10 protein-coding genes and 2 riboswitches are annotated in these 26,481 nt (G+C 59.8%); of the genes, 5 read left to right on the top strand and 5 right to left on the bottom strand.

The window, feature by feature from the left end:
* Nucleotides 1-57 precede the first annotated feature (57 nt).
* Nucleotides 58-7,017: an NEL-type E3 ubiquitin ligase domain-containing protein gene (locus ACM6IV_RS09640; RefSeq protein ID WP_414869756.1), complete on the top strand. Its 6,960-nt coding sequence runs from the start codon at nt 58-60 to the stop codon at nt 7,015-7,017.
* 185 nt (nt 7,018-7,202) lie between these two features.
* A complete protein-coding gene (locus ACM6IV_RS09635; RefSeq protein ID WP_414869755.1) occupies nt 7,203-14,504 on the top strand; it encodes an NEL-type E3 ubiquitin ligase domain-containing protein in 7,302 nt (2,433 codons plus the stop codon).
* 51 nt (nt 14,505-14,555) lie between these two features.
* Here the strand turns inward: ACM6IV_RS09635 and metH are convergent, their stop codons facing one another.
* Nucleotides 14,556-18,266, bottom strand: a complete 3,711-nt coding sequence (gene metH / locus ACM6IV_RS09630; protein WP_414869754.1) for a methionine synthase — start codon at nt 18,264-18,266, stop codon at nt 14,556-14,558.
* A gap of 156 nt (nt 18,267-18,422) precedes the next feature.
* On the opposite strand from metH, the gene ACM6IV_RS09625 reads away from it, so the two are divergent.
* Together ACM6IV_RS09625 and nfuA are read left to right on the top strand one after the other, a co-directional pair.
* Nucleotides 18,423-20,717, top strand: a complete 2,295-nt coding sequence (locus tag ACM6IV_RS09625) for a fatty acid cis/trans isomerase (protein WP_414869753.1) — start codon at nt 18,423-18,425, stop codon at nt 20,715-20,717.
* A 140-nt stretch (nt 20,718-20,857) separates the two neighbouring features.
* Nucleotides 20,858-21,442, top strand: coding sequence for a Fe-S biogenesis protein NfuA (nfuA, locus tag ACM6IV_RS09620; protein WP_003225494.1), 585 nt, complete (start codon nt 20,858-20,860; stop codon nt 21,440-21,442).
* 157 nt (nt 21,443-21,599) lie between these two features.
* Here the strand turns inward: nfuA and cobM are convergent, their stop codons facing one another.
* The 4 genes from cobM to ACM6IV_RS09600 form a co-directional block, all read right to left on the bottom strand.
* On the bottom strand, nt 21,600-22,346 hold the full coding sequence (gene cobM / locus ACM6IV_RS09615) for a precorrin-4 C(11)-methyltransferase (RefSeq protein ID WP_414869752.1): 747 nt from the start codon (nt 22,344-22,346) through the stop codon (nt 21,600-21,602).
* A gap of 82 nt (nt 22,347-22,428) precedes the next feature.
* Complete coding sequence (locus tag ACM6IV_RS09610) at nt 22,429-22,842, bottom strand: cobalamin biosynthesis protein (protein WP_414869751.1); 414 nt, start codon at nt 22,840-22,842, stop codon at nt 22,429-22,431.
* Nucleotides 22,839-23,537 (bottom strand): CbtA family protein, encoded by a 699-nt coding sequence (locus ACM6IV_RS09605; protein WP_414869750.1) that lies wholly within the window; start codon nt 23,535-23,537, stop codon nt 22,839-22,841. Before ACM6IV_RS09605 ends, ACM6IV_RS09610 begins: the two co-directional genes overlap by 4 nt.
* A gap of 11 nt (nt 23,538-23,548) precedes the next feature.
* The gene (locus ACM6IV_RS09600) at nt 23,549-23,746 is read right to left on the bottom strand and encodes a CbtB domain-containing protein (RefSeq protein WP_414869749.1); all 198 of its coding nucleotides are present in this window, start codon (nt 23,744-23,746) and stop codon (nt 23,549-23,551) included.
* Nucleotides 23,747-23,868: 122 nt separating this feature from the next.
* Nucleotides 23,869-24,091: riboswitch (cobalamin riboswitch) on the bottom strand.
* 1,007 nt (nt 24,092-25,098) lie between these two features.
* Nucleotides 25,099-25,311: riboswitch (cobalamin riboswitch) on the top strand.
* A gap of 98 nt (nt 25,312-25,409) precedes the next feature.
* On the opposite strand from ACM6IV_RS09600, the gene cobW reads away from it, so the two are divergent.
* Complete coding sequence (gene cobW / locus ACM6IV_RS09595; protein WP_414869748.1) at nt 25,410-26,480, top strand: cobalamin biosynthesis protein CobW; 1,071 nt, start codon at nt 25,410-25,412, stop codon at nt 26,478-26,480.
* The last annotated feature ends 1 nt before the right edge of the window (nt 26,481 follow it).

The raw sequence follows: 26,481 nt of genomic DNA, 5'->3' as shown, positions 1-26,481 counted from the left end.
CGTCTGGATGCCAGCTTTAAAAACAGCTTCATGGACCAGACGCAGCTGGATAAAACAATGTCTTCCTTCAAGGACATTGACGCGTTTGCCAGACCCCTGTTGTTACAGGCGCTGAAAAGCCGCTTTGACGTCGAAGTGGATATCGACAAAACCCTGTTGTGCCTGAGACGCCCGATCCGCCTAGGTCTTGTGGGCGAGGAAGTGGGCACATTCGAGGCCTTGACGCTGCCGATGCTGCAGGCTGCACTGCACAATTTCGAAACAGAAGAATGCGAGTACGGTGCGTTTCACCGCAGCTCCGGCTTCGTAAAGGAAACCGCCACCCCGGGTAAATACTCCGCCGTGCCGGTCAACGTGTCGGTCAGGAACTTTCTCGGTCTGTGTCGTGAACTGGACATTGGTGCGAAATACCAAACGTACCTCACGTCGTTTTTCTATCCTGCCGATGCCAATACGCAGGCGACGTTGCGCCGCCATTTCATTACCAGCCAAAAAGCCGCCATGCGTGCAGCGGCCGATCAAGCGTTGTTGACGAAGGACATCCGCCAGGAAGATCACACCATGATCCTTTCGGTCATCCACGGCGAGAGAAATCCCAGAGTGGGCAACAAACAGGTCTGGTTTCAAGACCTGGGCCTGATGAGGCACAGGTTGACCGGCTGTGTTGTTTTCAAGATCGCCGACAAATATCGTCCTGTCGATGCAGTCATTCTGTATGTACCCAACGACCCCGAGCATCCGCTCAAGCGCTATGCCGGGACACAACTGAGGGACACGCTCAAGCGCCTGTTCTCCGCCCGGGATGCACAACAGGCAAATAGCACGGAACCCACCGCCTATCAGCGCTTTTTCAGCCAGTTTTTACCGTATGAAAAACACGCCTACTATTTCAGCCAGTTCGTGAAATCAGCCGACTCCGTTGGCGATTGGCTGTCGTCGCCATGGCGCAAGATTCTGCAAACAACCCTGGACTTTTTCGAGATCTGGAGTAGCGCACCCAAACACCCGAAGATGATGCCCGAACCGGACCCCTATGTTGGCGTGTCGTTGATGCCACACCTGTCCGTTTACCCGTGGGCCGCAAACGCCGACCTGTGGGCCTACCTCTACGAAAAGCACCGTGACAAAGTCTTTGCTGACGCCCGCTTTCGTGCGGTTCCAACCCGTGATGTCGACGCCAAGGCGCGCGACGCCAAACTCGCTGCGCTGCTGCGGTTCGGACTACTGGCAGCCAACGTTGGATCAATGTTCATACCCTTGCTGGGCGAAGTCATGATGTTGGTCATGACCGGCCAACTGTTGTACGAAACCATCGAGGGGGTGATCGAGTGGAGCGAGGGTGACAAGCACGCCGCCAGGGAGCATCTGCTGGATGTGGCCGAGAACCTCGCGCAGATTGCCGCGATGGCCGCCGCCCGAGCGGGTTTCGACAAGCTCACGACGCTCGTACCGGAGCCGGTGCTCGAGAATTTGCACCCGGTGACCTTGCCCAACGGCGAGAAACGCCTGTGGAAACCCGACCTCAGTGGCTATGAAAGTGACGTCACACCGCCCCGGTCGATGGGGCCGAATGCACTGGGGCAGTACCTGATCGACGGCAAAACCTATTTTCGCCAGGGCGAAAAGTTCTACGAGCAGGTATTCGATGAGTCGCACGCTCAGTGGCGGCTCAAACATCCCACCGAGCACAACGCTTATCAGCCGTTGCTTGGCCACAACGGCAGGGGCGCCTGGCGCCTGACGCTGGAACGCCCGATGGCCTGGGGCCGGTTGACACTGCTGCGGCGCATGGGGCATGTGACCGATGGATTCTCTGATGAAGCGTTACTCAACCTGGCCGATGTCAGCGGCGTCAGCGATGACACCCTGCGCAAGATGCATATGGACCATGCACCGCCGCCACCTGAATTGCTTGATGCCATGCGGCTGTTCAAGGCGGATGCGGGGGCAAGGCAATTTATCGAGCAATTGCGGGGGGCGGCGGCTATTGATGAGCGCTATCTGTATGCCTTGCCGTTGGTGACCGACATTCCGCGTTGGCCATACGGTCGGGTGCTGGAGGTGTTTGATGGCCCTGGTTTGTCTGGCAGGTCTATCCGGTATGGCGCCGAAAAACTGCAGCCGGCGACTGCCGCCAGACCCGTCATCCAGCTCAGCCGCGCACAGGTGTTGAACGGGGAAATGCCGGCGCGGATTCTGGCGGCACTGGAGGAAAACGAGATCATTCAATTGCTGGGCATCCGCGATGCGCAGTTTCGTCCCGGCAGACCTGATGTGTTCAGTCAGCGACTCGCCCAGTACGCCTATGAGCGCCAGTCAGCGATTTTCGACAGTCTGTACCGGGGAGGAGAGTCAGTGAGTGCTCGCGCTCGCGGATTGCAGCGCGAGTGCCCCGGTCTCAGCGATGCGGCCGCGCAGGATGTGCTGGAGCATGCCTCGGCCCACGAGCTGGCTCGCCTGGATGCGACTGGCCGTTCATCGTTGAAGATGCTTGAAGAAGCCCGCTGGCATGCTCGTCAAGGGCGACAGACCCGTGCCTTTGCCGGTTTGCTCAGCGAAAGTCTTGCCACGGCGGACAGCCGGCGATTGGCCTTGCATGCCTTGGAGCAGCTGCCGGACTGGCCAAATAACCTGCGCCTGGAAATTCGAGAAGGCCGCACCAGCGGACCGTTGCTCGACAGCATCGGTGAGCCCACCGCGCCGATTAAACGCTACGTGGTAAAAAACGGACCTTATTATCAGGCAGTGGATGAGGCCGGACGGGCGCTCAACCGCGTGCGCAGAGTAGAGGACAGTTTCTACATGGCAGTCCTGCACGCGCTGCCCGAGGACGTCAGTACGGCCATTGGCCTGCCCGACAACCTGAGCAGCCATGTCTTGCAGAACAAGATCTTCGAATCGGCCCACCTTCATCGTCTTGAAGTCCCGCGCCTGCTGGAATCTCCCGGCAAATGGTTCAAACCGCCAGCCCGGGTGGGTAAAAGACTCAAGGGGTATTACGCCAGCGGGCGCGGTGCTGGCTTCAATCCCTCGCTGGCCTGGCGAGTGGAAGAGCTCTACCCGGAGCCGCGACAGGCCGCCGCTTTCATCAACCAGCACGCTCACCTTGGCGATACGGCGATCTACACCGTGCTGCAAACCCGTCGGCTCGAATGGGATGCGCTCAATACCACCCTTGAGCAATGGCAGGCTGCCCCTTCCGGAAGTCAGGCGGCGCAGCACCGGTTTCAGATTGCGCAGACGCTCAGGGAAACCTGGCGCAATCGCCCACTGGCGGAGCAGACCCGAGAAGCGGCGCGCCTGTCATTGGTTTGTGACGAGCCACTGCCCGCGCTGACCACCGTTTTCCCCCATGTGCGCGAACTTTCGGTGACGGGCAGCGGCATAACGGATGCCAATGCCGATGCCTTTCTGGCGCAATTTCCGAACGTTGATAACTTGTCCCTGGGTGACCTGGGCCCGCGCTTCGGTGGGCGGCCTTCCGGGCATCAGCCGCTGACTACATTGCCGGATACTGTCAGTCGGTTGTCCGGGCTGACACGCCTGCGATTCACCACCCATGCCCCTTTGCTGGCGGAGAACTTCGGGCAAAGGCTTGGTGCGTTGACGTCTTTGCAAGAGCTGCGCATCGATTATTCGGGAGTCGATTCCACTCTCTTGCATCGGTTCGACCTGACACCCTTGACGGCCTTGCGTCGGTTGCAGATAGACGCCCCCAACGCCTTGACGCAATGGCCCGCGTACGTCGAGCGACTTGAGCAACTTGAGCGTCTGGATCTGTCGCGCAGTTTGATCAGTACATTGCCTGATTCACTGTATAACGGCCAGGAACGGCTCTGGGCCGGATTGTCGCTCGACTGGGCGCAGCTGACGCCGGCAGCCTTCAGGCGCGCATACGACTATGTCAGGCGCTACGACGGCGACTTGGGCCATCTGGTCGATCTGCATCAGATGGTCAGCGAATATTGCCGCGCCGAACTGGAGGCGATGTCCGCCATGCCGAGTTTCGTCGATCCCTTCCCGGAAACATTCGATGCCGCCTGGGCCACACCCGAGGCGCAATTTACCGCGGTCGAGCAGCTGAGGGCTGAGCACGATGCAATCTTTGCCCGGTTTTACGCCGCCTCCGAACAGCGAGGTTCACGCCATGTCGTTGCCAGGCCGCCGTGGGCGTCGGGCCGTAACGCGACCATTTTGCGCGCCCTGAAAAACAGCTGGCACGGTGCGATCCGGCGGCGTTATGGGCTGCCGGCCAATGTGGAAACGTTCGAGTTGCCCGAGTCGGGCTTGAGTTTCGCCGTGCAAGCGGGCGAACAGACGATTACCGAACTGGCACCATTGCCAGTCGGCAGTTTTTCCCATGTGCGTACATTACGGCTGGGGTTGCTGAATGTACCCATCGAGCAGGCGCGCAGTTTTATCCGCGCCTTCAGCAATATTGAATTCCTCGATATCAGCGTGACCGCGTTCACTGAGTTGCCGTTCGCCGGTACGGACTTTCCAGCCCTGAGAATGCTCAATGCGTCCAACAACAGGCTTGTCGTTACGCCGGCTGTGCAGACGCAGATCAATGGTTTGCAGCACCTCACGACATTGAACCTGAGCAATAACCCGCTGAACAATCTGGATGTCAGCGCGTTGACCGGGCTACAGGCGCTAAACCTCAGAGCGACGACATTGCGGGCCTGGCCTGCCGGCGCCGAAAACCTGCCGCGATTGTCCTGGCTCGACCTGCGTGAAAACCAGATCGCAGCACTCTCGCCGCAAGCGCTGTCGCATCCCGATGTGCTGATGAGAACCAACCTGACCGCCAATGCCTTCAGCCCTGAAGGTGAGGCAGCGTTGAATGCGGCATTGCAGCGCATTGAGCAGGCCAGAGGGCTTGAGCCCGGTACGTTGGCGCGATTCGCCGGGGAGCCGGTGCCAGCCTATTTTCCGCCTGTGGAAACGGGTGGTTCATTTTCCAGCCTGTTATTGCCGCTTCCCGAACAGGGAGCAGTCGTTCACGGCGAAGCGGGGTATGTCAGGCGCGTGCAGCGTTTGAGCCCGAACATGACGGCAGAGCGAGCGGCGCTGAAGGTACGGACGCTGCGCGACGCCGGGCTCAGTCATGGTCAAATTGACGCGCAGATCAGCGCTTGGCACCAGGCCGGTGAAACATTGATCCGTCAGTTGAATGGCTGGTTGTACACCCGCGAAGTGCGCATGGGCCGACGCCGGGTGAATGCGCAAAATCGTTCTCTGGCGTCGATACGCATCCGTGAGGCTTGGCTTGAAGGACTGACGCAAAACGATAGTGGACAAGGTCTTGAACTCAGCCTTCAAGGCCTGCAAACCGGTGATTTGCCGGCGCTGCTGGCGCGCTTTCCGAGGGTGACGACCCTTGATCTGCAGGGCGTGGGCATGACCTGGCAAGGATCAGACGATTTCCTCAATGCCTTCCCCAACCTTGAAAGATTGATCGTCAGTGGCAATGAACTGACGGCAGTCCCAGGCCCTGTGCTGCAAATGAGCCAATTGGAGCGTCTGGAAATGCAGTACTGCGGCCTCGACAGCGCAACCAGTGTTTATCCATTGCTGGCCAGTGAGCGTCTGCGCTGGCTTGATCTGGGCTATAACCATTTGCGCGGATTCAACCCGCCCGGCTTCGGCGCCATGGAAACCCTGGATCTGCGTTACAACGCTTTGAACGAATGGCCAGCAGGTGCTCTGGAGGCACCCCGTCTGCAAACGTTGAACCTGAGCGGCAATGACATCACCGAAGTTCCCGAGGAACTCTTCAACGGCCATCACGCACGCCTGGTCGCCGGTACGGACTTGTCCGAGAACGACAACCTGTCGCTTGCGTCATTGCAGCGGCTCAGGTATCACGCCCGAGTGAGCAACTCTTCGTATAGCCTGGGGATTTCCCGCGGGGACATTGATGGAATGATTCACGCGCAAATCTTCGGCAGTGACGCCAGCGACTTTTCAGACTCGGGCAATGACAGCAATAGCGTCGCCGGGGGCAGCATCGGTAGTCATGACTCCCACGCATCGGTGTCGCCTGTCGAAGACATTGTGGATACGGCTCATGAAGTTTCGCCGAGTTCTCTGCAACCCTGGCTGGCGGATATGAACGCTGAATTGAGCGAGCGCAACAGTGCAATCTGGACGCAGCTGGCACATGAGGAAAACCATGAGCGATTTTTCCACCTGCTTCGTCTGTTGCGCCAGACCCAGGATTTCAAACAGGTCAGGGCCGACCTGACACGCAGGGTGTGGCGGGTGATGCAAGCCGCCAGCGAAGACACTGAACTGCGCCAGTTGCTGTTTCATAACGCTGAAACCCACGGCACCTGCACAGACGGACGTATCCTGACGTTCAGCGATATGGAAGTGCGCGTCGCTGTGCATGACGCCTTGCGCGATATTCCGCTGAATCGAGTGATGCGCAGGGGCCAGGCGCTGGTGCGGTTGTCTCGGCAATTGTTTCGTCTGGATCGGGTCGAGACCGTGGCCGAGGCCGCAGCGCAAGGTCTTGATCGCGCTGAGGTTCGTTTGCGTTATCGGATCGGCTTGACCCGTGGCTGGGGCGATGGCCTGGATTTGCCCGGACAACCGGCGCATATGCTGTTCGGCACCCCGATCAGTGGCGAACTCCAGGCGCAAACCCGTGCGTCGATCCTTGAGGCAGAACGTAGCGACGCGCTGTTGGTGAGCATGGCAACCCGCGAGTTTTGGCTTGATTACTTGCAAGAACGCTACCCGCTGGAGATGAACACGATCAAGGACACGGTGGAGCAGCAGCGTCAGCAACGCTGGAATGTGCTGGATGAACGACTCGCCCGGGATGAAATCAACACCGGGCAGTACGACCGGGAATTGACGGAACTGGACCAGGCAATGGAACGCCAGCGCCAGCAACAACTGGTCGAGCTGACCCGTCGTGAGGTCCATGACTTGCAAAGTCTCGCGGATGAAAGCGAGCCACCTGGTCGTCTTTCGCCCAGGCCGGGGCCTTCATGGCAACCTTGAAAACAGCCGGGTCGAGTCTGGCACCTGAAACGCAAGCGAACGTTGTCGCTGCCGTCGGGTGTGTGCAGACAGCATCGATGCAGCGCACAAATTTCGTTACCAGTTACCGGCCACGCGATAGCGGGATACCGCAGCTGCACTGACCGCAAATGGTTTGCTGGTCGCTCCATTTACAAGGAGTGATCATGAACGTCATCCCACCCAATCCGACACCGGCGCAGCCGGTGTCGCAGGCTAAACCCGCCGTCACCACCAAGCCCTTGAGGGCCACACAAAGCCTGCATGGCGACTTTCTCGAAAAAACCGTTCCAGACTGGCTGACCGACGCAACGGCGCAACGACGCGAAGCGCTCAAGAGCAGCCACACCGTTCTGCCAGCCTGGTATCTGAGCGCTTCGCCCAGTCAGCGCCAGGCTCTGGTTGACAGCTTCACGGCCAGCATCATCGCGCAAAATCGTCTGGATAAAACCATGGCCGGGTTTCAGGACATCGAAGCCTTTGCCCGCCCCCTGCTGATCAAGGCGCTGAGCGATCAGCATCAAGTGCAGGTGGACGTCGACAAGACCCTGCTGTGCCTGCGGCGGCCTCTGGAAATAGGGGTTTTTGGCATCGAGCTGTCGTCGTTCGAATTTCTCAAACTGTCGATGCTCGATGCGGCGCTGCACAACTTCGAAGCCTATGAATGCGAGGCGGGGGCCTACCATGAAACTTCCGGTTTCGTGGTGGCGGGCAGCACGCCGGACCTCTACGAGGCGGTGACGGTCAACCTGACGGTCAGCGAGTTTCTGACCCTGTGCCGCAAACTTGACATCGGCAAGCAATACCAGACCTACCTGCAAGATTTTTTCCACCCTGCTGACGCCGTCACGGAGGCGGCCCTGCGCGAACAGTTCATCGCCAGCCAGAAAACCGCAATGCGCGCCGCCGCCGAGCAGGCCCTGTTGAAAAAGGACATCGAAGCGGCGGACTACACGATGATCCTGCAGGTCATCAACGGTGAAATGCATCCGTGGATCGGCAACAAACAGGTGTGGTTCGAAGACCTTGGGCTGATGAAGAAAAGAATGACCGGCTGCGTGGCGTTCTCGATCTGCGAGAAGTACCGTTACAGCGATGAGGTGATTCTCTATATTCCCCATGATCCCGAACATCCGCTCAAGCGCTACAGCGGCTCGCAAATGAAAGACGAGTTCAAGCGGCTGTTCACCACACGCACTGACGCACAGGCCACGAGCGCCGAGCCGACCGAATATCAGCGCTTCTTTAGCCAGTTCGTTCCGTACAAGGAACGGACCTACTATTTCAGCCAGTTCACGCAGGCGACGGCCGATTCCCCCAGCGACTTCTGGCGCTCACCATGGCGCACCATCGGTGAGACGCTGAGCCCCGCTTCTGCGCTCACTCGCTTCAAGGAGTTGCCGCCGCCACCGGCGGCGAAGCTGGAGCCGGCACCGGATCCGTACCTCGCGCCGTCGACCGTCACCCGCAAGGGACACGGCATCTGGGCGCCCAACGAAGACCTCTGGGAATACCTCTACAAACAGAACCGCGCCAAGGTGCTGGCGGATGCCCGCAGCCATGCGGTGCCGACCGCCGAGGTCGATGCACGGGCAAGAGAGGCCAAACTGGCGCATCTGATGCAGATTGGCCTGCTTGGGCTGAACATGGTGTCGATGTTCGTACCGGTGCTGGGCGAAGTGATGATGGTGGTGATGGCCGGCCAGTTGCTGTACGAAGCCCTCGAGGGCGTGGTCGAGTGGGGCGAGGGCGACCGCCGGGCGGCCAAGGACCATTTGATCGATGTGGCGGAAAACCTCGCGCAGATTGCCTTGATGGTCGGGGTCGGTGCCGGTGCGCGCAAGTTCTCGGCGGCCAGACCTGTTCCGGTGATTGAAAAGCTGCAACCGGTGACGTTGCCCAATGGTCAGACCCGGCTCTGGAAGCCTGACCTCAACGGCTATGAAGCCAATATTGCCCTCGACGCCAGCGCTGTTCCGAATGAAGCTGGGCAGCATGTGGTTGACGGGAAGACCTGTATCCGACAGGGCGGCCGGGTTTACGAGCAGTTCTTCGATGAGACGCTAGGCAAATGGCGGATCAAGCATCCGACCAACGCCGCGGCCTATCAACCGGTTCTTGAGAGCAATGGCCGCGGTGCCTGGCAGCATTCCCTGGAGCGCCCGCTGGAGTGGGATCGTCTGACCCTGTTACGGCGCATGGGCCATGTCACCGAAGGCTTTTCCGACGACGAGTTGATCAGGATTGCCGACGTCAGCGGTGTCAGTGACAACGCGTTGCGTAAAATGCACGTCGACCTTGCGGTACCGCCCCCGGAGCTGACGGACGCCATGCGTCTGTTCAAGGCCGACAGGGAAACTGGGCAGGTTATCGAGCAGCTGCGCGGAACCCGACCGATCAATGAGACGTATCTGTACGCTTTGCCGCTGATGACCGAGATGCCGTACTGGCCGCAGGATCGGACAGTGCAAGCGTTCGAGGGGCCGCAGCTGTCCGGCCCATCGGTCACGTACGGCGCCAGACACCTGCCGTCCGGCGTCGCTGCCAAGGCGCCGATCCGTTTGACCCGCCCGCAGATTCTGAACGGGGAACTGACCACCCGCATTGTCAACGGACTCGATGAATCCGAATTTCCACAATTGTTTCGTGGACGAGGCACACCTGCCCCCGCCGACAGGGCGCAACAGCTCGGCGAGCAGATCGCGGAATATGCCCGTAATCGTCAGCCAGCACTGTTCGACAGTCTTTATCGCGGTACGTCGCCCACCGATGTCCGGGTCAGCGTGTTGCAGCGAGCCTGTCCGGGACTTAGCGAAGCGGCGGCACAGGAAGTCCTTGAACATGCTGCGGCCGACGATCTCGAACGATTCGCCTCAACCCGTCGCGTGCCCATGCGCATGCTGGAGGAAGCACGCTGGTATGCGCGCCAGGGCCGACAGACCCGAGCCTATGCGGGGCTGCGCAGTGACAACATGGCATCGGCCGACAGTCGGCGCCTGGCATTGCAAGCGTTAAAGCGCTTGCCGGGCTGGTCAGACACCCTGCGTCTGGAGGTGCGCCAGGACAGTATCTCGGGGGCGCTGCTCGACAGCGTCGGCGACGAGTCTGCGGCGGACAAGCGTTATCTGGTGAAAAAGGGAGCGCAGTTTCAGGCGTTCAATGACCGCGGCGAAGAACTCAACAGCCTGTCCAGAGAGGGCGACAACTTCTACGCCTCGATCATGCACGCTTTACCCGATGAGGCCCGAGTCCGCCTGGGCCTGCCGAATGTCAGTCAAAGCGTAGACTTGCAACGCAACATCATTGAGCAGGCCGAGCGACATCGCGGTGATGTGCTGGCGGTGCTGGAACCGCAAGCCCGTCCGTTCAAACCACCGGTGCGGATCAATGCCACGCAGGTTGGCTACTACGCCAGTGGACGTGGCCCAGCGTTGAATCCGGAGCTGACAGCGAAGGTCGGCGTCGTCTACCCGGATCTGACCCCTCGCCAGACCGAAGACTTCATCCTCCAACACTTGCGAGCCGGTAAATCGGAACGGGAAATCGCCAACCAGCTAAATGACAGCCTGAAGGAATGGGACACCTTGAAGTCGATGCTCGAAGCATGGGTCGGGCCTGAAGATCCGAGAGCCAGAGATGTGTTCGGTCGACCGGGTATGGAAACAGCGTGGGAGCGGAGGAAAAATGCTTCGCGGGCGCTGAAAAGGAGTTGGCGTTCAGGACCGTTGGCCACAGAAAACCCGCAAGCGGCTCGAGTGGAGATTGACTGCGATGATCCATTGCCGACGCTCACTGTGGACTTCAGCCACGTACGTGAATTGTCCATACATGGACATGGCCTCACGGATACCAATGCCGATAGTTTTCTGGCCCGGTTTCCCAAGCTGGAGAAACTCAAAATCGGCTCGCGCAGCCAGCTCTTCAGTGCCTTGGGTTCTCGCGGCCGGGAACTGACGGAGCTGCCTCGTTCGGTGAGTTCGATGACATCGCTTAAGAGCCTGAGTTATACCTCCCATGCCTTGTCGTTTCCTGAATATTTTGGCAATACCCTGGAAACGCTGACGAACCTTGAAGAGCTTGAAATAGTCAACTTTGGTTTCGACAAGGTGATTCTGGACAATAATCTGGCACCTCTGGTGAAACTGAAAAAACTGACAATCAGGGCGCCTCACCTGACGCAATGGCCTGAGGACACGCTCAATCTGCCCCGGCTGGAACGTCTCAACATGGAGGCCACCTCGATCCATTCCATTCCCGAGGGGTTCTATACCGGGCATGACAAACAGTGGGCGGGGTTATCGCTGAACTGGCGTGAATTCGCTTATGAGGATTTCAAGCGTGCCCGTGACTACGTCAAAGCCCGGGAAGCGACGCTGGGCCACCTGGTGGACCTGGAACGGATGGAACGCGATTACGTTCTGGGCGAACTGGAGTTTCTGTTGCGCATGCCGGGTGAATTCGCTCCGCTTCGGTCGAGACTGCTCAGCCTGGATGTAGAAACCGTTCAGGCACTGAGTGTCGAGTACGCCAGCATCTTCCGTCAATTCCATGAACCGACTCAGGCCTCTGGATTACGAACGGTGGAGGTGTTGGACCAGTGGAAAAAAATGCCTGATTCCAATTTGCTGAAAGCGCTGCGCATGACCTGGCGCGACGCTGTGTACAAGCGTTACGACCTGCCCTTCGAGACAACGGTGTTTCAACTGCCGCCTACAGGTGCGGCCGCGAATGTACGCGGTGACCCCAGGTTCAAAACGCTGCCGGAGCTGCCTGCCGGCCTGTTTCCTCACGTGAAGAGCGTGCGCCTGTTCTGGATGGCGGCGCCTGCCGCGCAGGTCCGTGGATTCGTCCGGGCTTTCAGCGAAACCCAAAGTCTGGAAATCGAGGCCGGTGATCTGACCGAGTTGCCGGTATCGTCAACCGACCTGCCTCGATTGATCCGACTGAACCTGTCTACCAACCGCATTGCCGTAACGCCAGAGGTACAACGTCAGTTCAATGGTTTGACCCATATCGAATATCTCAATGTCTGCGGTAATCCGCTGGGCGCACTCGACCTCAGTGCGCTGACAAACCTCAAGGCTGTGAACCTGTGGGTCACCGGACTCAAGACATGGCCGACGGGTGCCGAAAATACGGCCGGACTGAACTGGATCGACCTGCGCGACAATGCGATTACGCAGATTCCGTCGCAAGTGCTTTCCCACGAAGATGTCTTGATGAAAACCAATCTGACGGGCAACGACTTCAGTCCTGCCGGCAAGACCGATCTGAACGCCGCGTTGCAGCGAATCGAAGGCGCCAAAGGTTTGCCCCCTGGGGCTTTGCAGCGCTTTGCGCAGGAACCGGTGCCGAGCGTTTTTCCACCGTTGGAGACGGGCTGGAGTGTCGCAGAGAATCTGCTGCCGCTGCCCCGACAATCCGCAACAACGCCAGGCGCTGCCGGTTTCGTCAGCCGTTTACGCGACCTCGACTCGCTCATAAGCCCTGCCCGGGCCGCGGATTATTTTTCGCGCCTGCGCAGCGAAGGCCTCACGGATGTGCAGATCGACGCGCGGCTCAATGACCTTCACCAGACAGGCGAAGCGCTGGCACGCCAACTGAACGGCTGGCTGTACATCCGCGAGATCCATACACCCAGAACGCTGATCTCGGCGGAAAGTCGAGGGAGTGCGGCAAAGCAGATCTATCGATGCTGGCAGGACAACCTGCTGGGTTCAAAGTCTGATGCAGGGCGAGTACTGGATCTCATGCACTTGCAAACAGGCGACTTGCCGAGTCTGTCTGTTGCATTCCCGGGAGTAGAGCGGCTGGTACTCACCGGAGCCCGCATCACCGCGCAAGGCTCCAATGGTTTTCTGAGCGCGTTTCCTGACCTCACCACGCTGTTGCTCGAAGGCAATGAGCTGACCGCGTTGCCGGACGCCGTACCGAGCATGGCCCGGCTCGAACGCCTGCAGCTCAATGGCAATCATTTTTCTGATCCGCAAACACTTTATCGACTGCGCGGGGATCGCTTGCGCTGGCTGGATCTGAGCAATAACCAACTGGAGGAGTTTGATGCCAGCGGGTTCAGCCGCCTCGAAAGCCTGAGTCTGGCGTACAACGGCCTCCACTACTTTCCTTCCGGTGCGGTCGAGCTGGAGCACCTGCAAACGCTGGACCTGAGGGGCAATCATTTGCAGTCCTTCCCGGTGAGGATGCTGGAACCGAGCCGTGAAACGCTGGTTCGCGGCACGCTTCTGGACGATAACGGAGTGCTGTCCCTCTATAGCCTGGAGCGGTTGCGCGATTACAGCATTGCCCGCGGCGACATCGATGTCATGGGCATTTCGCGCAGTGATCTGGATCTGCGAATCTCGGCGTTCAGCCATCGACCGGAAAATGAGTCTGGTTCCGGTTCCGGCTCCGGCTCCGGCTCGGATTCGGATTCGGATTCGGATACGAGCTCCGACGGTGACGACGGCGCAGAGCATTTTGACATGCATGCCGAGGTGGAGGAGCCGGAAAACATTGAAACCCCGACACTTCACGTCACGCAGGAGGCGCTTGATCCGTGGCTTATCGATACCCGTACGGATTTGCGCGCCCAGCGCACGAGGCTGTGGCTACGTCTCGCTTGGGAAGACGGTAATGAGGCGTTCTTCAACCTGATCAGGACCTTGCGCGATACCACTGATTTCAAGCTGTCCCGTGCACACCTGAGTTACCGCTTGTGGGGCGTCATGGAGGCCGCGGCAGAGAACACCGAATTGCGCCAGATGCTGTTTCTCGACGCACAAACTCATCTGACCTGTGCCGACGGTCGCATCCTTGCCTTCAGCGAAATGGAAACCCGGGTTTACACGTTCAACGCCTTGCGTGACGTTCCGCGCCAGTCTGTGGATCTGCGGGGCAGGGCGTTGCTGGATCTGTCACGGCAACTGTTTCGCCTGGAACAAGTCGATCGCCTGGCGGAGGCCGCCGGAATTCACCAGGATCGAGCGGAGATTCGCCTGCAATACCGGATTGGTATGACCACGGGTTGGCCCGATGGCCTGGAGCTGCCCGGACAACCGGAGCATATGCTGTACGGCACACCCATTCGCGGGCAGGAACTGATCGATGCGCGCAACAGCGTGCTCGCCGCCGAGGCGTCCGATGACTTCCTTCGCGATCTGGTCTCGCGCGATTACTGGGCGCGTTACCTGACTGAGCGCAATCCCGAGGTGTTCGAAGCACTGGAGCAAGACATGGCGACGCGGGTCAGTGAAGTCCAGGACTCGTATCCAGACTGGGAAAGTGATGCACAGCTCACCGAGCAATTCAAAATCGCAATGAACCTGCTGGAGATCGAGCTGAGCAGCGCACGCAACGAGAAAATGATCGAATTGTCCCGCGCAGAAGTAAAGAGGCTGGCGACGGTGGGCGGACAAGCGCTGCCCCAACGACCTTCCTCTCCACAACCGGGCCCGTCATCGCGGCCTTGACCGAATGACCGGAGGGGCATGGTGCAAACAGTTGCCATGCCCCGCCGAATCTCAGTTGTCGTAACCGAGGTTAGGCGCCAGCCAACGCTCGGTCACGCTCAGCTCCTGACCTTTGCGCGAGGTGTAGCTCTGCACCTGATCCTTGTCGATTTTGCCGACCGCAAAGTACTGCGCCTGTGGATGGGCGAAGTACCAGCCGCTGACAGCTGCCGCCGGGAACATCGCGTAGTGCTCGGTGAGGAACACGCCGCTGCGGCCGGCACGCATTTCTTCAGCCTCCGGATCGAGCAAGGCAAACAATGCGGCTTTCTCGGTGTGATCCGGGCAGGCCGGGTAGCCCGGAGCAGGGCGGATGCCGCTGTACTGTTCTTTGATCAGCGCGTCGTTGTCGAGGACTTCGTCCTTGGCATAACCCCAGTGCTCTTTACGCACTTGCTGGTGCAGCCATTCGGCGCAGGCCTCGGCGAGACGGTCGGCGAGGGCTTTGACCATGATCGAGTTGTAGTCGTCGCCAGCGTCTTGGTAAGCCTTGGCCACTTCTTCGGCGCCGATGCCAGCGGTGGTGATGAAGCCACCGACATAGTCAGTCACTTCGCTGTCCTTCGGTGCCACGAAGTCGGCCAGCGAGAAGTTGGGTTTGCCGTCAGTCTTGATGATCTGCTGGCGCAGGTGATGCAGCTTGGCCAAAGGCTTGCCGTCATCGCCGTAGAGTTCGATATCGTCGTCATGCACTTGATTGGCTGGCCAGAAGCCGAACACTGCTCGGGCGCTGATCAGCTTCTCGTCGATCAGCTTGGCGAGCATTTCCTGCGCGTCCTTGTACAGCGCGGTGGCGGCTTCACCGACCACTTCGTCTTCAAGAATGCGCGGGAACTTGCCGGCCAGGTCCCAAGAGATAAAGAACGGCGTCCAGTCGATGTACTCGGCCAGGACTTTGAGATCGATATTGTCCAGTACCTTGCTGCCGGTGAAGGTCGGTTTGACCGGCTGATAATTCGCCCAGTCGAACTGTGGCTTCTTGGCGATGGCGGCAGCGTAGCTCAGGCGCTCGGTGCGGGCGCTGCGGTTCGAGGTGCGCTCGCGCACATCAATGTATTCCAGGCGCGTCTTTTCGACGAAGCCGGCCTTTAGTTCTTTCGACAGCAATTGCGTCGCCACGCCCACTGCGCGGGAGGCGTCGGTCACGTAGACCACGGCATCGTTGCTGTATTTTGGTTCGATCTTCACTGCGGTGTGCGCTTTGGAAGTGGTCGCGCCGCCGATCATCAACGGCAAGTGGAAATCCTGACGCTGCATCTCGCGGGCGACGTGAACCATTTCATCCAGCGACGGCGTGATCAGGCCGGAGAGGCCGATGATGTCGCACTTTTCCTCTTTGGCGACCTGCAGAATCTTCTCTGCCGGGACCATCACGCCGAGGTCGACGATGTCATAGCCGTTGCAACCCAGTACCACGCCAACGATGTTCTTGCCGATGTCGTGTACGTCGCCTTTTACGGTGGCCATGAGGATCTTGCCCTTGGCTTCCGGCTTGTCGCCTTTTTCCAGTTCGATGAACGGGATCAAGTGCGCCACGGCCTGCTTCATCACACGAGCGGATTTCACCACCTGCGGGAGGAACATTTTGCCGGCGCCGAACAGGTCGCCGACGATGTTCATGCCCGACATCAGCGGGCCTTCGATCACTTCGATCGGGCGCGCAAACGACTGGCGCGATTCTTCGGTGTCCTCAACGATGTGCGTAGTGATGCCCTTGACCAGCGCATGCTCCAGACGCTTGTTGACGTCCCAGTTGCGCCACTCTTCGGTCTCGGCTTCCTTGACGCTGCCGTCGCCCTTGTACTTGTCGGCGATGGCGAGGAGGGCGTCAGTGCCTTCCGGCGTACGGTTGAGGATCACGTCTTCAACGGCGTCGCGCAGCTCCTGCGGGATCTGATCGTAGATCTCCAGCTGCCCGGCATTGACGATACCCATGGTCAGGCCGGCGCGGATCGCGTACAGCAGGAACACCGAGTGAATCGCCTCACGCACCGGGTTGTTGCCACGGAACGAGAACGACACGTTGGACACGCCACCGGAGCTCAACGCGTACGGCAGCTCGTCACGGATGTAGGCGCAGGCATTGATGAAGTCCACCGCGTAGTTGTTGTGTTCCTCGATACCGGTGGCCACTGCGAAGATGTTCGGGTCGAAGATGATGTCTTCCGGCGGGAAGCCGACTTCGTTGACCAGAATGTCGTAAGAGCGTTTGCAGATTTCTTTCTTGCGCGCTTCGGTGTCAGCCTGGCCGGCTTCGTCGAACGCCATCACCACCACCGCCGCGCCGTAGCGTTTGCACAGCTTGGCGTGGTGGATGAACTGCTCGACGCCTTCTTTCATGCTGATCGAGTTGACGATGCCCTTGCCCTGAATGCACTTGAGGCCGGCTTCGATCACTTCCCATTTCGACGAGTCGATCATGATCGGCACGCGCGAAATGTCCGGCTCACCGGCGATCAGATTGAGGAAGGTCACCATGGCCTTCTTCGAATCGAGCATCCCTTCGTCCATGTTGATGTCGATCACCTGTGCGCCGGCTTCGACCTGTTGCAAAGCGACTTCCAACGCCTCGGTGTAGTTGTCTTCACGGATCAGGCGGGCGAACTTGGCGGAGCCGGTGATGTTGGTGCGTTCGCCGACGTTGACGAACAGCGAGCTGCGATCGATGGTGAACGGCTCCAGGCCCGACAGACGGCAGGCCTTGGGGATGTCCGGGATTTCGCGCGGGGCATAACCGGCCACGGCTTTGGCGATGGCTTCGATGTGACCCGGGGTGGTGCCGCAGCAGCCGCCGACGATATTGAGAAAGCCGCTCTGGGCGAATTCTTCGATGACTTTCGCGGTCTGCGACGGCAGTTCGTCGTACTCGCCGAATTCGTTCGGCAAGCCGGCGTTCGGGTGTGCGGACACGTGGGTGCTGGCCTTGTTCGACAGCTCTTCCAGGTATGGACGCAATTCACTGGCGCCAAGCGCGCAGTTGAGGCCGACCGAGATTGGCTTGGCGTGGGCCACCGAGTTCCAGAACGCTTCGGTGGTCTGGCCCGACAGGGTTCGGCCCGAGGCGTCGGTGATGGTCCCGGAAATCATGATCGGCAGTTCGATGTGCAACGCTTCGAACACGCCCTGCACGGCGAAGATCGCCGCTTTGGCATTGAGGGTATCGAAAATGGTTTCGATCAGGATCAGGTCGGCGCCGCCCTCGATCAGCCCTTTGGTCGCTTCGGTGTAGTTCTCCACCAGTTCATCGAAGGTGACGTTGCGGTAGCCCGGGTTGTTGACGTCCGGCGACAGCGAGCAGGTACGACTGGTCGGGCCGAGCACGCCCGCAACGAAACGCGGCTTGGCCGGATTTTCGGCGGTCTTGGCGTCGGCAATCCTGCGGGCCAGCCGTGCGCCTTCTACGTTTAACTCGTAGGCCAGTTCTTCCATGCCGTAATCGGCCATGGAAATGCGCGTGGCGTTGAAAGTGTTGGTTTCCAGAATGTCGGCGCCAGCATCCAGATAGGCTTTCTCGATGCCGCCGATCACGTCTGGGCGTGTGATGACCAGAAGGTCGTTGTTGCCCTTGACGTCACTCGGCCAGTCCGCGAAGCGTTTGCCGCGATAATCCTGCTCTTCGAGCTTGTAGCTCTGGATCATCGTGCCCATTCCGCCGTCGAGTATCAGGATGCGCTCTTTGAGAGCTTGCTTGAGAGCTTGAAGGCGGACGCTGCGATCGGACATTTGGACTACTCGGAAAGACCATTACGAAGGAGCGGGATCATAGCAAACCTGTGCGGTTTTAGAGCATGTGGCGCTTTTGCATGAATATCGCTCATGTTGGTACGGGCGTCATAATGTAGAATCGCGGCGTTTTTTTCCAGGATCGGGATCTAGGGCATGTCGTACCGCGTCATCAGCATTTTTTTGCTGTTCTTAAGCTGGGGCGCCATTGCGCAGGAGCCCTCGATTTCTCCTGGCATTTCGTACAGCCGGGACATTCAACCCATCTTCACCGAGAAGTGCGTGGCCTGCCATGCCTGCTACGACTCGGCCTGCCAGTTGAACCTGGGCAGCGGCGAGGGCGCGGCCCGTGGCGCGAGCAAGATGCCAGTCTACGATGGCGAGCGCTCACAAGCAGCGCCGACCACCCGGCTGTTCTACGACGCCTTCGGCAAGCGCGCCTGGCAGCAAAAAGACTTCTACTCGGTGCTCGATGCGCAGGGCAGTCAGGCGGCGCTGATGGCGCGCATGCTCGAGCTGGGGCACAAGACGCCACTGACGCCGAACGCCAAACTCCCGCAAGACATCGTACTGGGCCTGAACCGCGAGAATATGTGCGCGTTGCCCGCCGAGTTCGAAGGCTATGCCGGTGCACATCCGAAAGAAGGCATGCCGCTGGCAGTCACCGGGCTGACTGATCAGCAATATCAGACGCTGCAGCGCTGGCTGGCCTCGGGAGCGCCAATTGATGAACAGGGTCTGGCGCCGAGCGCCAAAGAGGCGTTGCAGATCGTCCAGTGGGAGAACCTGCTCAACGCCCCCGGCGCACGGCAGAGTCTGGTCGGGCGCTGGCTGTACGAACACTGGTACCTCGCCCACATCTATTTCAAGGAAGGTGAGCCGGGGCATTATTTCCAGTGGGTGCGCTCGCGTACGCCGAGCGGGCAGCCGATCGACCTGATCGCTACCCGCCGCCCCAACGACGATCCGGGCACTCAGGTGTATTACCGCCTGTGGCCGGTGCAAGGGGTGATCGTGCATAAAACCCACATCACCTACCCGCTGAGCGCGGCGAAGATGGCACGGGTGAAAAGCTTGTTCTACAGCGGCAACTGGCAGGCCAATGCATTACCGGGTTATGGCCCGCAGAGCCGCGCCAATCCGTTTGCCACGTTCGAAGCGATTCCGGCGCAGGCGCGTTACCAGTTCATGCTCGATAATGCCGAATACTTTGTCCGCACCTTTATTCGCGGCCCGGTGTGCCGGGGGCAGATCGCCACGGACGTGATCCGCGACAACTTCTGGGCGCTGTTCCAGGCACCGGAACACGACCTCTATGTCACCGACCCGAACTACCGCGGCCAGGCCACGCCGTTGCTGGCGATGCCGGGGCAGAACGACGACGTCGGCAGCGTGTTGAGCCTGTGGCGCAACTACCGCGACAAGCGTAATGAATACGAGGCTTTGCGCCGCGACAGCTACGCCGATCTCCCGGCCCCGAGCTGGTCGACCCTGTGGGCCGGCAATGACAACGCGTTGCTGAGCATTTTCCGTCACTTCGACAGCGCTTCGGTGACCAAAGGCCTGATTGGCGAGGTGCCGCAGACGATGTGGCTGTTCGACTATCCCTTGCTCGAGCGCACCTATTACCAGTTGGCAGTCAACTTCGACGTGTTCGGCAACGTCTCGCATCAGGCGCAAACCCGTCTGTATTTCGACCTGATCCGCAACGGTGCCGAGCAGAACTTCCTGCGCCTGATGCCTGCCGATTCCCGCGAGGATTATCTCAACGATTGGTACCAGAACGGCGGCCAGTTCAAGATGTGGCTCGATTACGAAGCCATTGACGACGACAAACCGACTGCGCTGAAACTCGACGAGAAAGACCCGAAACACGACTTCGCCATGCAATTGCTGGCGCGTTACGGTGATCTCAATGCACATCCTGATCCGATCAACCGCTGCGACGGCGCTTACTGCTCACGGCCAAATATCGATCCGGCGCTGCAAAATGCCGAGCAGGCGCTAAGCCGTCTGACCTCGCGCCCGGCGGCCGGTTTGAAAGTCATCGAGCAATTGCCGGAAGCCACCATGCTGCGCATTGAAACCGCCAGCGGCAAACGTGAGGTCTACAGCCTGTTGCGCAACCGCGCGCACAGCAACGTAGCGTTCCTGCTCGGTGAGTCGCTGCGCTATCAGCCGGGGTTGGACACCCTTACTATTTTTTCGGGTGTCCTCAGCAGTTATCCGAACTTCATCTTCAATATTCCTGCCGATCAGGTGCCCGAATTTGTCGATGCCATGGAAAACGCCAAGGATGCCAACCGTTTCGAGAAAATCGTCGAACGTTGGGGAATTCGGCGCAGTCATCCGCAATTCTGGTTCTATTTCCATGATCTGAGCCAGTACTTGCACGAAACCGATCCGGTGGAAGAGGGCGTGTTGGACATGAACCGCTACGAGAATCTCTGATGGCTGGTAAACGCAAGGATCACTGGCTCAAGGCCGGTATCGACAGTGCGGCTGACGAGAATCTTTCCCGACAAAAATACTAGGACTTTGTCCGGGGCAATGATTGGCGTAAACTGCGCCCAAGCCTGCGAGGAGTTTCCATGACCGCTATTACCATTACCGACGCCGCTCACGATTACCTGGCTGATCTGCTCTCCAAGCAGAACACCCCGGGCATCGGCATCCGCGTCTTCATCACCCAGCCTGGCACCCAGTACGCCGAAACCTGCATTGCCTACTGCAAGCCGGGCGAAGAAAAACCTGAAGACACCGCGCTGGGGCTGAAAAGCTTCACCGCCTACATCGATTCGTTCAGCGAAGCGTTTCTCGATGACGCCGTGGTCGACTACGCCACCGACCGCATGGGCGGCCAGCTGACCATCAAGGCACCCAATGCCAAAGTCCCGATGGTCAACGCCGACAGCCCGGTCAACGAGCGCATCAACTATTACCTGCAAACCGAAATCAACCCGGGGCTGGCCAGCCACGGCGGTCAGGTCAGTCTGATCGATGTGGTTGAAGACGGCATTGCCGTCCTGCAGTTCGGTGGCGGTTGCCAGGGCTGCGGCCAGGCGGATGTTACGTTGAAGGAAGGCATCGAGCGCACGTTGCTCGAGCGCATCCCTGAACTGAAAGGCGTTCGCGACGTGACCGACCACACGCAGAAAGAAAACGCCTACTACTAAGGTGTTCGCTGCAGACATGAAAAACGGCGCCCCGTGAGCGCCGTTTTTTATGGGTGAGTTTTTATGGGTGAAAAGTACCGACGCCTTCGCGAGCAAGCCCGCTCCCACATTTGATCGCATTCCAATTGTGGGAGCGGGCTTGCTCGCGAAGGGGCCTTCAAGGGCGATAGAGATGAGCATGCCCCGCGCGATACAACGATGACTCGCTAAACACCTCACTCCCCAAAACGCGCCCGACCAGAATCAGCGCGGTACGCCGAAACCCTTTCGCCTCAACCTTCCCGGCAATATCCGCCAGCGTCCCCATCACCCAATCCTGATCCGGCCACGTCGCCCGGTGAATCACCGCAATCGGGCAATCGGCGCCGTAATGCGGCAACAGCTCGGCCAGAATCTTGTCCAGATGATTGACCCCCAGATGAATCGCCATGGTCGCGCCATGCTGCGCCAGACTGCCCAGCTCTTCGCCCGCTGGCATGGCGGTCTTGTCGGCGTAGCGGGTCAGAATCACGCTTTGCGACACGTCCGGCAGGGTCAGTTCCGCACCAAGCAACGCCGCACACGCTGCGGTCGCCGTCACGCCGGGGATGATCTCGAACGGAATATTCAGCTCACGCAGATAACGGATCTGCTCCCCGATTGCGCCATACAGGCTCGGATCGCCGGAATGCACCCGCGCTACATCCTGACCCTTGGCATGCGCGGCCTTGATCAGTTCGATGATCTGCTCCAGGTGCAGTTCTGCGCTGTTCACCACTGTCTCGGCTTGGTGGCCGTCGAGCACCGCCGCCGGCACCAGCGAACCTGCGTAGATAATCACCGGGCAGCTGCGGATCAGCCGCTGGCCTTTGACGGTGATCAGTTCCGGATCGCCGGGGCCGGCGCCGATGAAGTAAACGGTCATCGTTGAATCCTGAGTAAAAAGAGGACACGACAGCGTTGCAGATGAACAACGCTCATGATCAATGGCGGGGATTATCGGGATTTTATGCCGCGCCGGCCAATGCCAACGTGGCCTGAGCGTATTTCTGCCGGGAAATCAGCAGTTTTGCCGGTGCCTGAATCAGCTGTTCGGCAAGCGCCAACGCCGCACTTTCGGCGACGCCATAGCAACCCGTGCGTTCGTAAGCAATTTGTGAATGGTGACTGAGTCGTTGCTGATAACTGGCCAATTCTTGACTGCTGAAGTACAGCAAGGGCAGGGCCAGTTGTGCAGCAAGTTCTTGCAGACCCGGTTCATCGCGCTTCAGATCGATGCTGGCCAACGCCTTGACCGCTTCAAGCTCAATGCGGTGTGCCTGTAACGCTTGATCGAGCAACGCGCGCAGCGTGCTGGCCGGGCAGCCACGCTGGCAGCCCAGACCTATGACCAGAGTCGGCGCTGCGCGATCGTCCGTCATGAGTGGTATTGGCCATCGCTTTTGCGGCGGAACAACCAAGCGCTGATCAGGCCCAGGGCTAGCCAGAACGCTACGTTGGTCAATTGCGAAGCGATTTTGAACTGAGCTTCCAATGCCTCGGGGGCGAGCATCGAATGCACTTCCGGTTGCGGTGCGCCGATCACGTGGGGCACGGCGAGGATGGCCACGCCCAGCAGTTTCATCAGCCAGTGGCGGCTGAACACGATGAGGGCCAGGCCGACAGCGGTAGAGGCGGCCGTGCCGATCCACCATGTTTGCCGCGAAGCCAGGTCGGCCGCAGCGGTGCCGGGCAGTTCAGGCGGCAGGCCCAAGGTCGGTGCAAGCACGAACGTCGCGTAACCGGCCAGCCCCCAGAGCAAACCTTGCGAGGTTTTGGTCGGCGCACGCAGGGTGTAGAGACCGGCGAGCATCAAGGCGAAACCCACCGCAACGACGAGATTGCCGCCCGTGGTCGAGACCACGCGCTGCCAGCCGTCTTCCGGCTCCCAGGCTTCGGCATCGTGGGTGTGTACAGCCGCGCCAGCGGCGTGTTCGTGAACCGCCACCGGCTCGGACTTCTCGAAGGTTTCCGCCTGAAGAATCAGCGGCGAAACCCAGAAGCTTTGCAGCAGGGTGAGGAGCAGGGCGGCCAGCAGACCGGTGAAACCCGCGGTTTGCGCAATACGCTTGATCATGTCGGCAGGCCTCAGTGGCACGGGAACGCGGCGCTGTGGCGGGTATCGTGGGCGGCGTTGTGTACCGCTTCGATGTGCGAGAAACCGGCGAAGTAAACCAGGCTGGCGCCGAGGATCGACGCGAAAATCGCAGCCGTCAGGCGTTGGCTCAGGGTGGTGGTGCTGACGATTTTGTCTGTGTTGCTGCCGGTGCTGCTGATGATCGACATGGCGCTTCCCTCTGGAGTGTCAGCGGGTCAATCGAGCGCATGAAAACCCCTGCGGGTCGGGCTCGCAGAGGTTCGAACAGCGCCCGCCCACCGCGGGTTTGTTATGTTCAGCGACGCACAAATGCGGGCTGTGTGTTGCGGGCCGGTCTCCGGGCTCACGAGGGGTTGGCGTCAGGCCGACCTGCAAGCGTCACCTTCCCATGCCTTGCTGGCACAGTGGTTTTGACGCTTCGCTCGCTTACCGTTGCGGGGGCAGCACCGGACTGACATGGGCTTGAGTAAAGCACATGATTCACCGGTTTCCCGTTTCACCCTGTGAAGGGCACCCGTAACAAGGTGTGTAGGAGAGCATGGGTCGGGGATTTTAGTCAATTTGTGGGGGGCTTATCCGTTGCTGCGGGTGTTGCTGATTACGGTTTCGCCCTTACGGCGACTCACTTTTTTTCAAACGCCAAAAAAAGTAAGCAAAAAACGCTTGCTCCTGCGTCCGGCCCGCTCGCTGGGGCTCGGGGTTCCTTCGCTGCGGGATCGATCCGGGCGCAGCGTCTCCGGTTTGCTTCGCTGCACCTCCTCTCGCTGTGTTTGGCTGCGCCAAACGGTCGCTGCGCTCCCACCCCCGGATCAATCCCTCCACTCAGCCTTCCGACGTCGCCCGTGGATCAAGATCAAAAGCAGGCGAGCTGACACTCGGCCTATTGAGTGGGGAAGAGCGCGGGTGTTCGGCTTTTGATTTGCGTTGTTGCTGCCCCTCACCCCAGCCCTCTCCCGAGGGAGAGGGGGCCGATTTGTGGGCTTTTCAAGATCTGTGTTCAACGCGGTATCGCACGTCGGCGTACCTCTCCCAAACACCTCGATCAGTTCCCTCTCCCTTTGGGAGAGGGTTAGGGTGAGGGGGGCTTTTGATCTGTTTCAAAATCTGAGTTCAACTCGGTATTTCACGTCGGTGTAGCTCTCCCAAACACCCCGGTCAGTCCCCTCTCCCTCCGGGAGAGGGCTAGGGTGAGGGGCTTTTGATCTGGCTCTTGATCTTGCTTTGGCTTTTGATTTTTTGCCCCTTCGGCAGGCCGAGCGTAGGTGTCCATCCGGGGGGTAGGCGCGCAGCGCCGTGCGGCGCAGCCGCACACATCGAGAGGAGGTGCAGCGAAGCAAACCGTAGGCGATGCCCCCGGATGGACACCGTAGCGAGGGAACACTGAGCCTCAGCGAAGTGCCGTACGCCGGGGCAAGCCTTTTTGGTTACTTTTTCGGCGTCTGGAAAAAGTGACCCGCCGTAAGGGCGGAACCCTAAGCAGCCGTTACCGCAGCAACGGATATGCCCCCAATCCAAACATTGACCCATAAGCAAGCCATGCGTAGCCTTGCGCCTTCGAGGTTCTTCGGCCGCTGCCGAAGCTAAGAAGGGAACGCGGTCAATGCCGCGGCTGCCCCCGCAACTGTGAACGGTGATGTTCGCTGCCACGCCACTGCCAGCTCAATTGACGAGCCAGCGGGAAGGCGCAACGAATGCCAGGCCCCGCGCCTGAACACCGTCAGCCAGGAGACCTGCCTCGTCACAGATTCTCACTACAACCGGGCGGGGTGATCCGGTGGCGAACGCTTCCGGCGCGCACGCGCGTTACCGGTTCTCGTCCCGTATGCCCGCCGCTTGCCAAAGGGCATACCGATGAAAACACTGGCCAAACTCCCCGTCACCATCGTCACCGGCTTCCTCGGCTCGGGCAAGACTACGCTGCTGCGGCACATGCTCGACAACGCGCAGGGCCGTCGCATTGCGGTGATCGTCAACGAGTTCGGCGAGTTGGGCATTGACGGTGAAATCCTCAAGCAATGCACCATCGGCTGCACCGAAGAAGAAGCCACCGGCCGCGTTTACGAACTGGCCAACGGCTGCCTGTGCTGCACCGTTCAGGAAGAGTTTTTCCCGGTGATGCGTGAACTGGTTGCCCGTCGCGGCGACCTCGACCACATCCTCATCGAAACCTCGGGCCTGGCCCTGCCAAAACCGTTGGTGCAAGCCTTCCAGTGGCCGGAAATCCGCAGCGCCTGCACGGTTGACGCGGTGATCACCGTGGTCGACAGCCCGGCTGTGGCCGCTGGCACCTTTGCCGCGTTCCCGGACCAAGTCGATGCCCAGCGCAAACTCGACCCGAACCTCGATCACGAATCGCCGCTGCACGAATTGTTCGCTGACCAACTGGCCAGCGCCGACCTGGTGATCCTCAACAAGGCTGACCAGACCAGCGCGGAAGACCTCGCTCGTGTCCGCGCCGAAGTCGCCGAAGAGCTGCCGCCAGCGGTGAAAATCATCGAAGCCAGCAACGGCCGTCTGCCGCTGGACGTGCTGATTGGCCTTGGCGCCGGTTCCGAAGAACACATCGACAGCCGTCACAGTCATCACGATCACCACCACGACGGTGATGACGACCACGATGACCACGATCACGACGCCTTCGATTCAATCTCCATCGAACTGCCGCAAGCCGACGAAAGCCTGCTGCTCGACGCGCTGACGCAACTGGTGGTTCAGCACGGTATCCTCCGGGTCAAAGGCTTCGCCGCCATTCCGAACAAGCCAATGCGTTTGCTGATCCAGGGCGTGGGCACGCGTTTCGACAAGCATTTCGACCGTCAGTGGGGCGCCGATGAAGCGCGTGTCACGCGTCTGGTGCTGATCGGCCAGGAACTCGACGCCGCCAAACTCGAAGCGCAACTGCGCGCCGCGCTCAGCGTTTAAG

Origin of the sequence: Pseudomonas sp. IT-347P (assembly GCF_949768005.1) — a bacterium.
Lineage (GTDB): Bacteria > Pseudomonadota > Gammaproteobacteria > Pseudomonadales > Pseudomonadaceae > Aquipseudomonas.
Note: the sequence above shows the minus strand (reverse complement) of the source record. Positions and strands in the feature narration are given on the sequence as shown.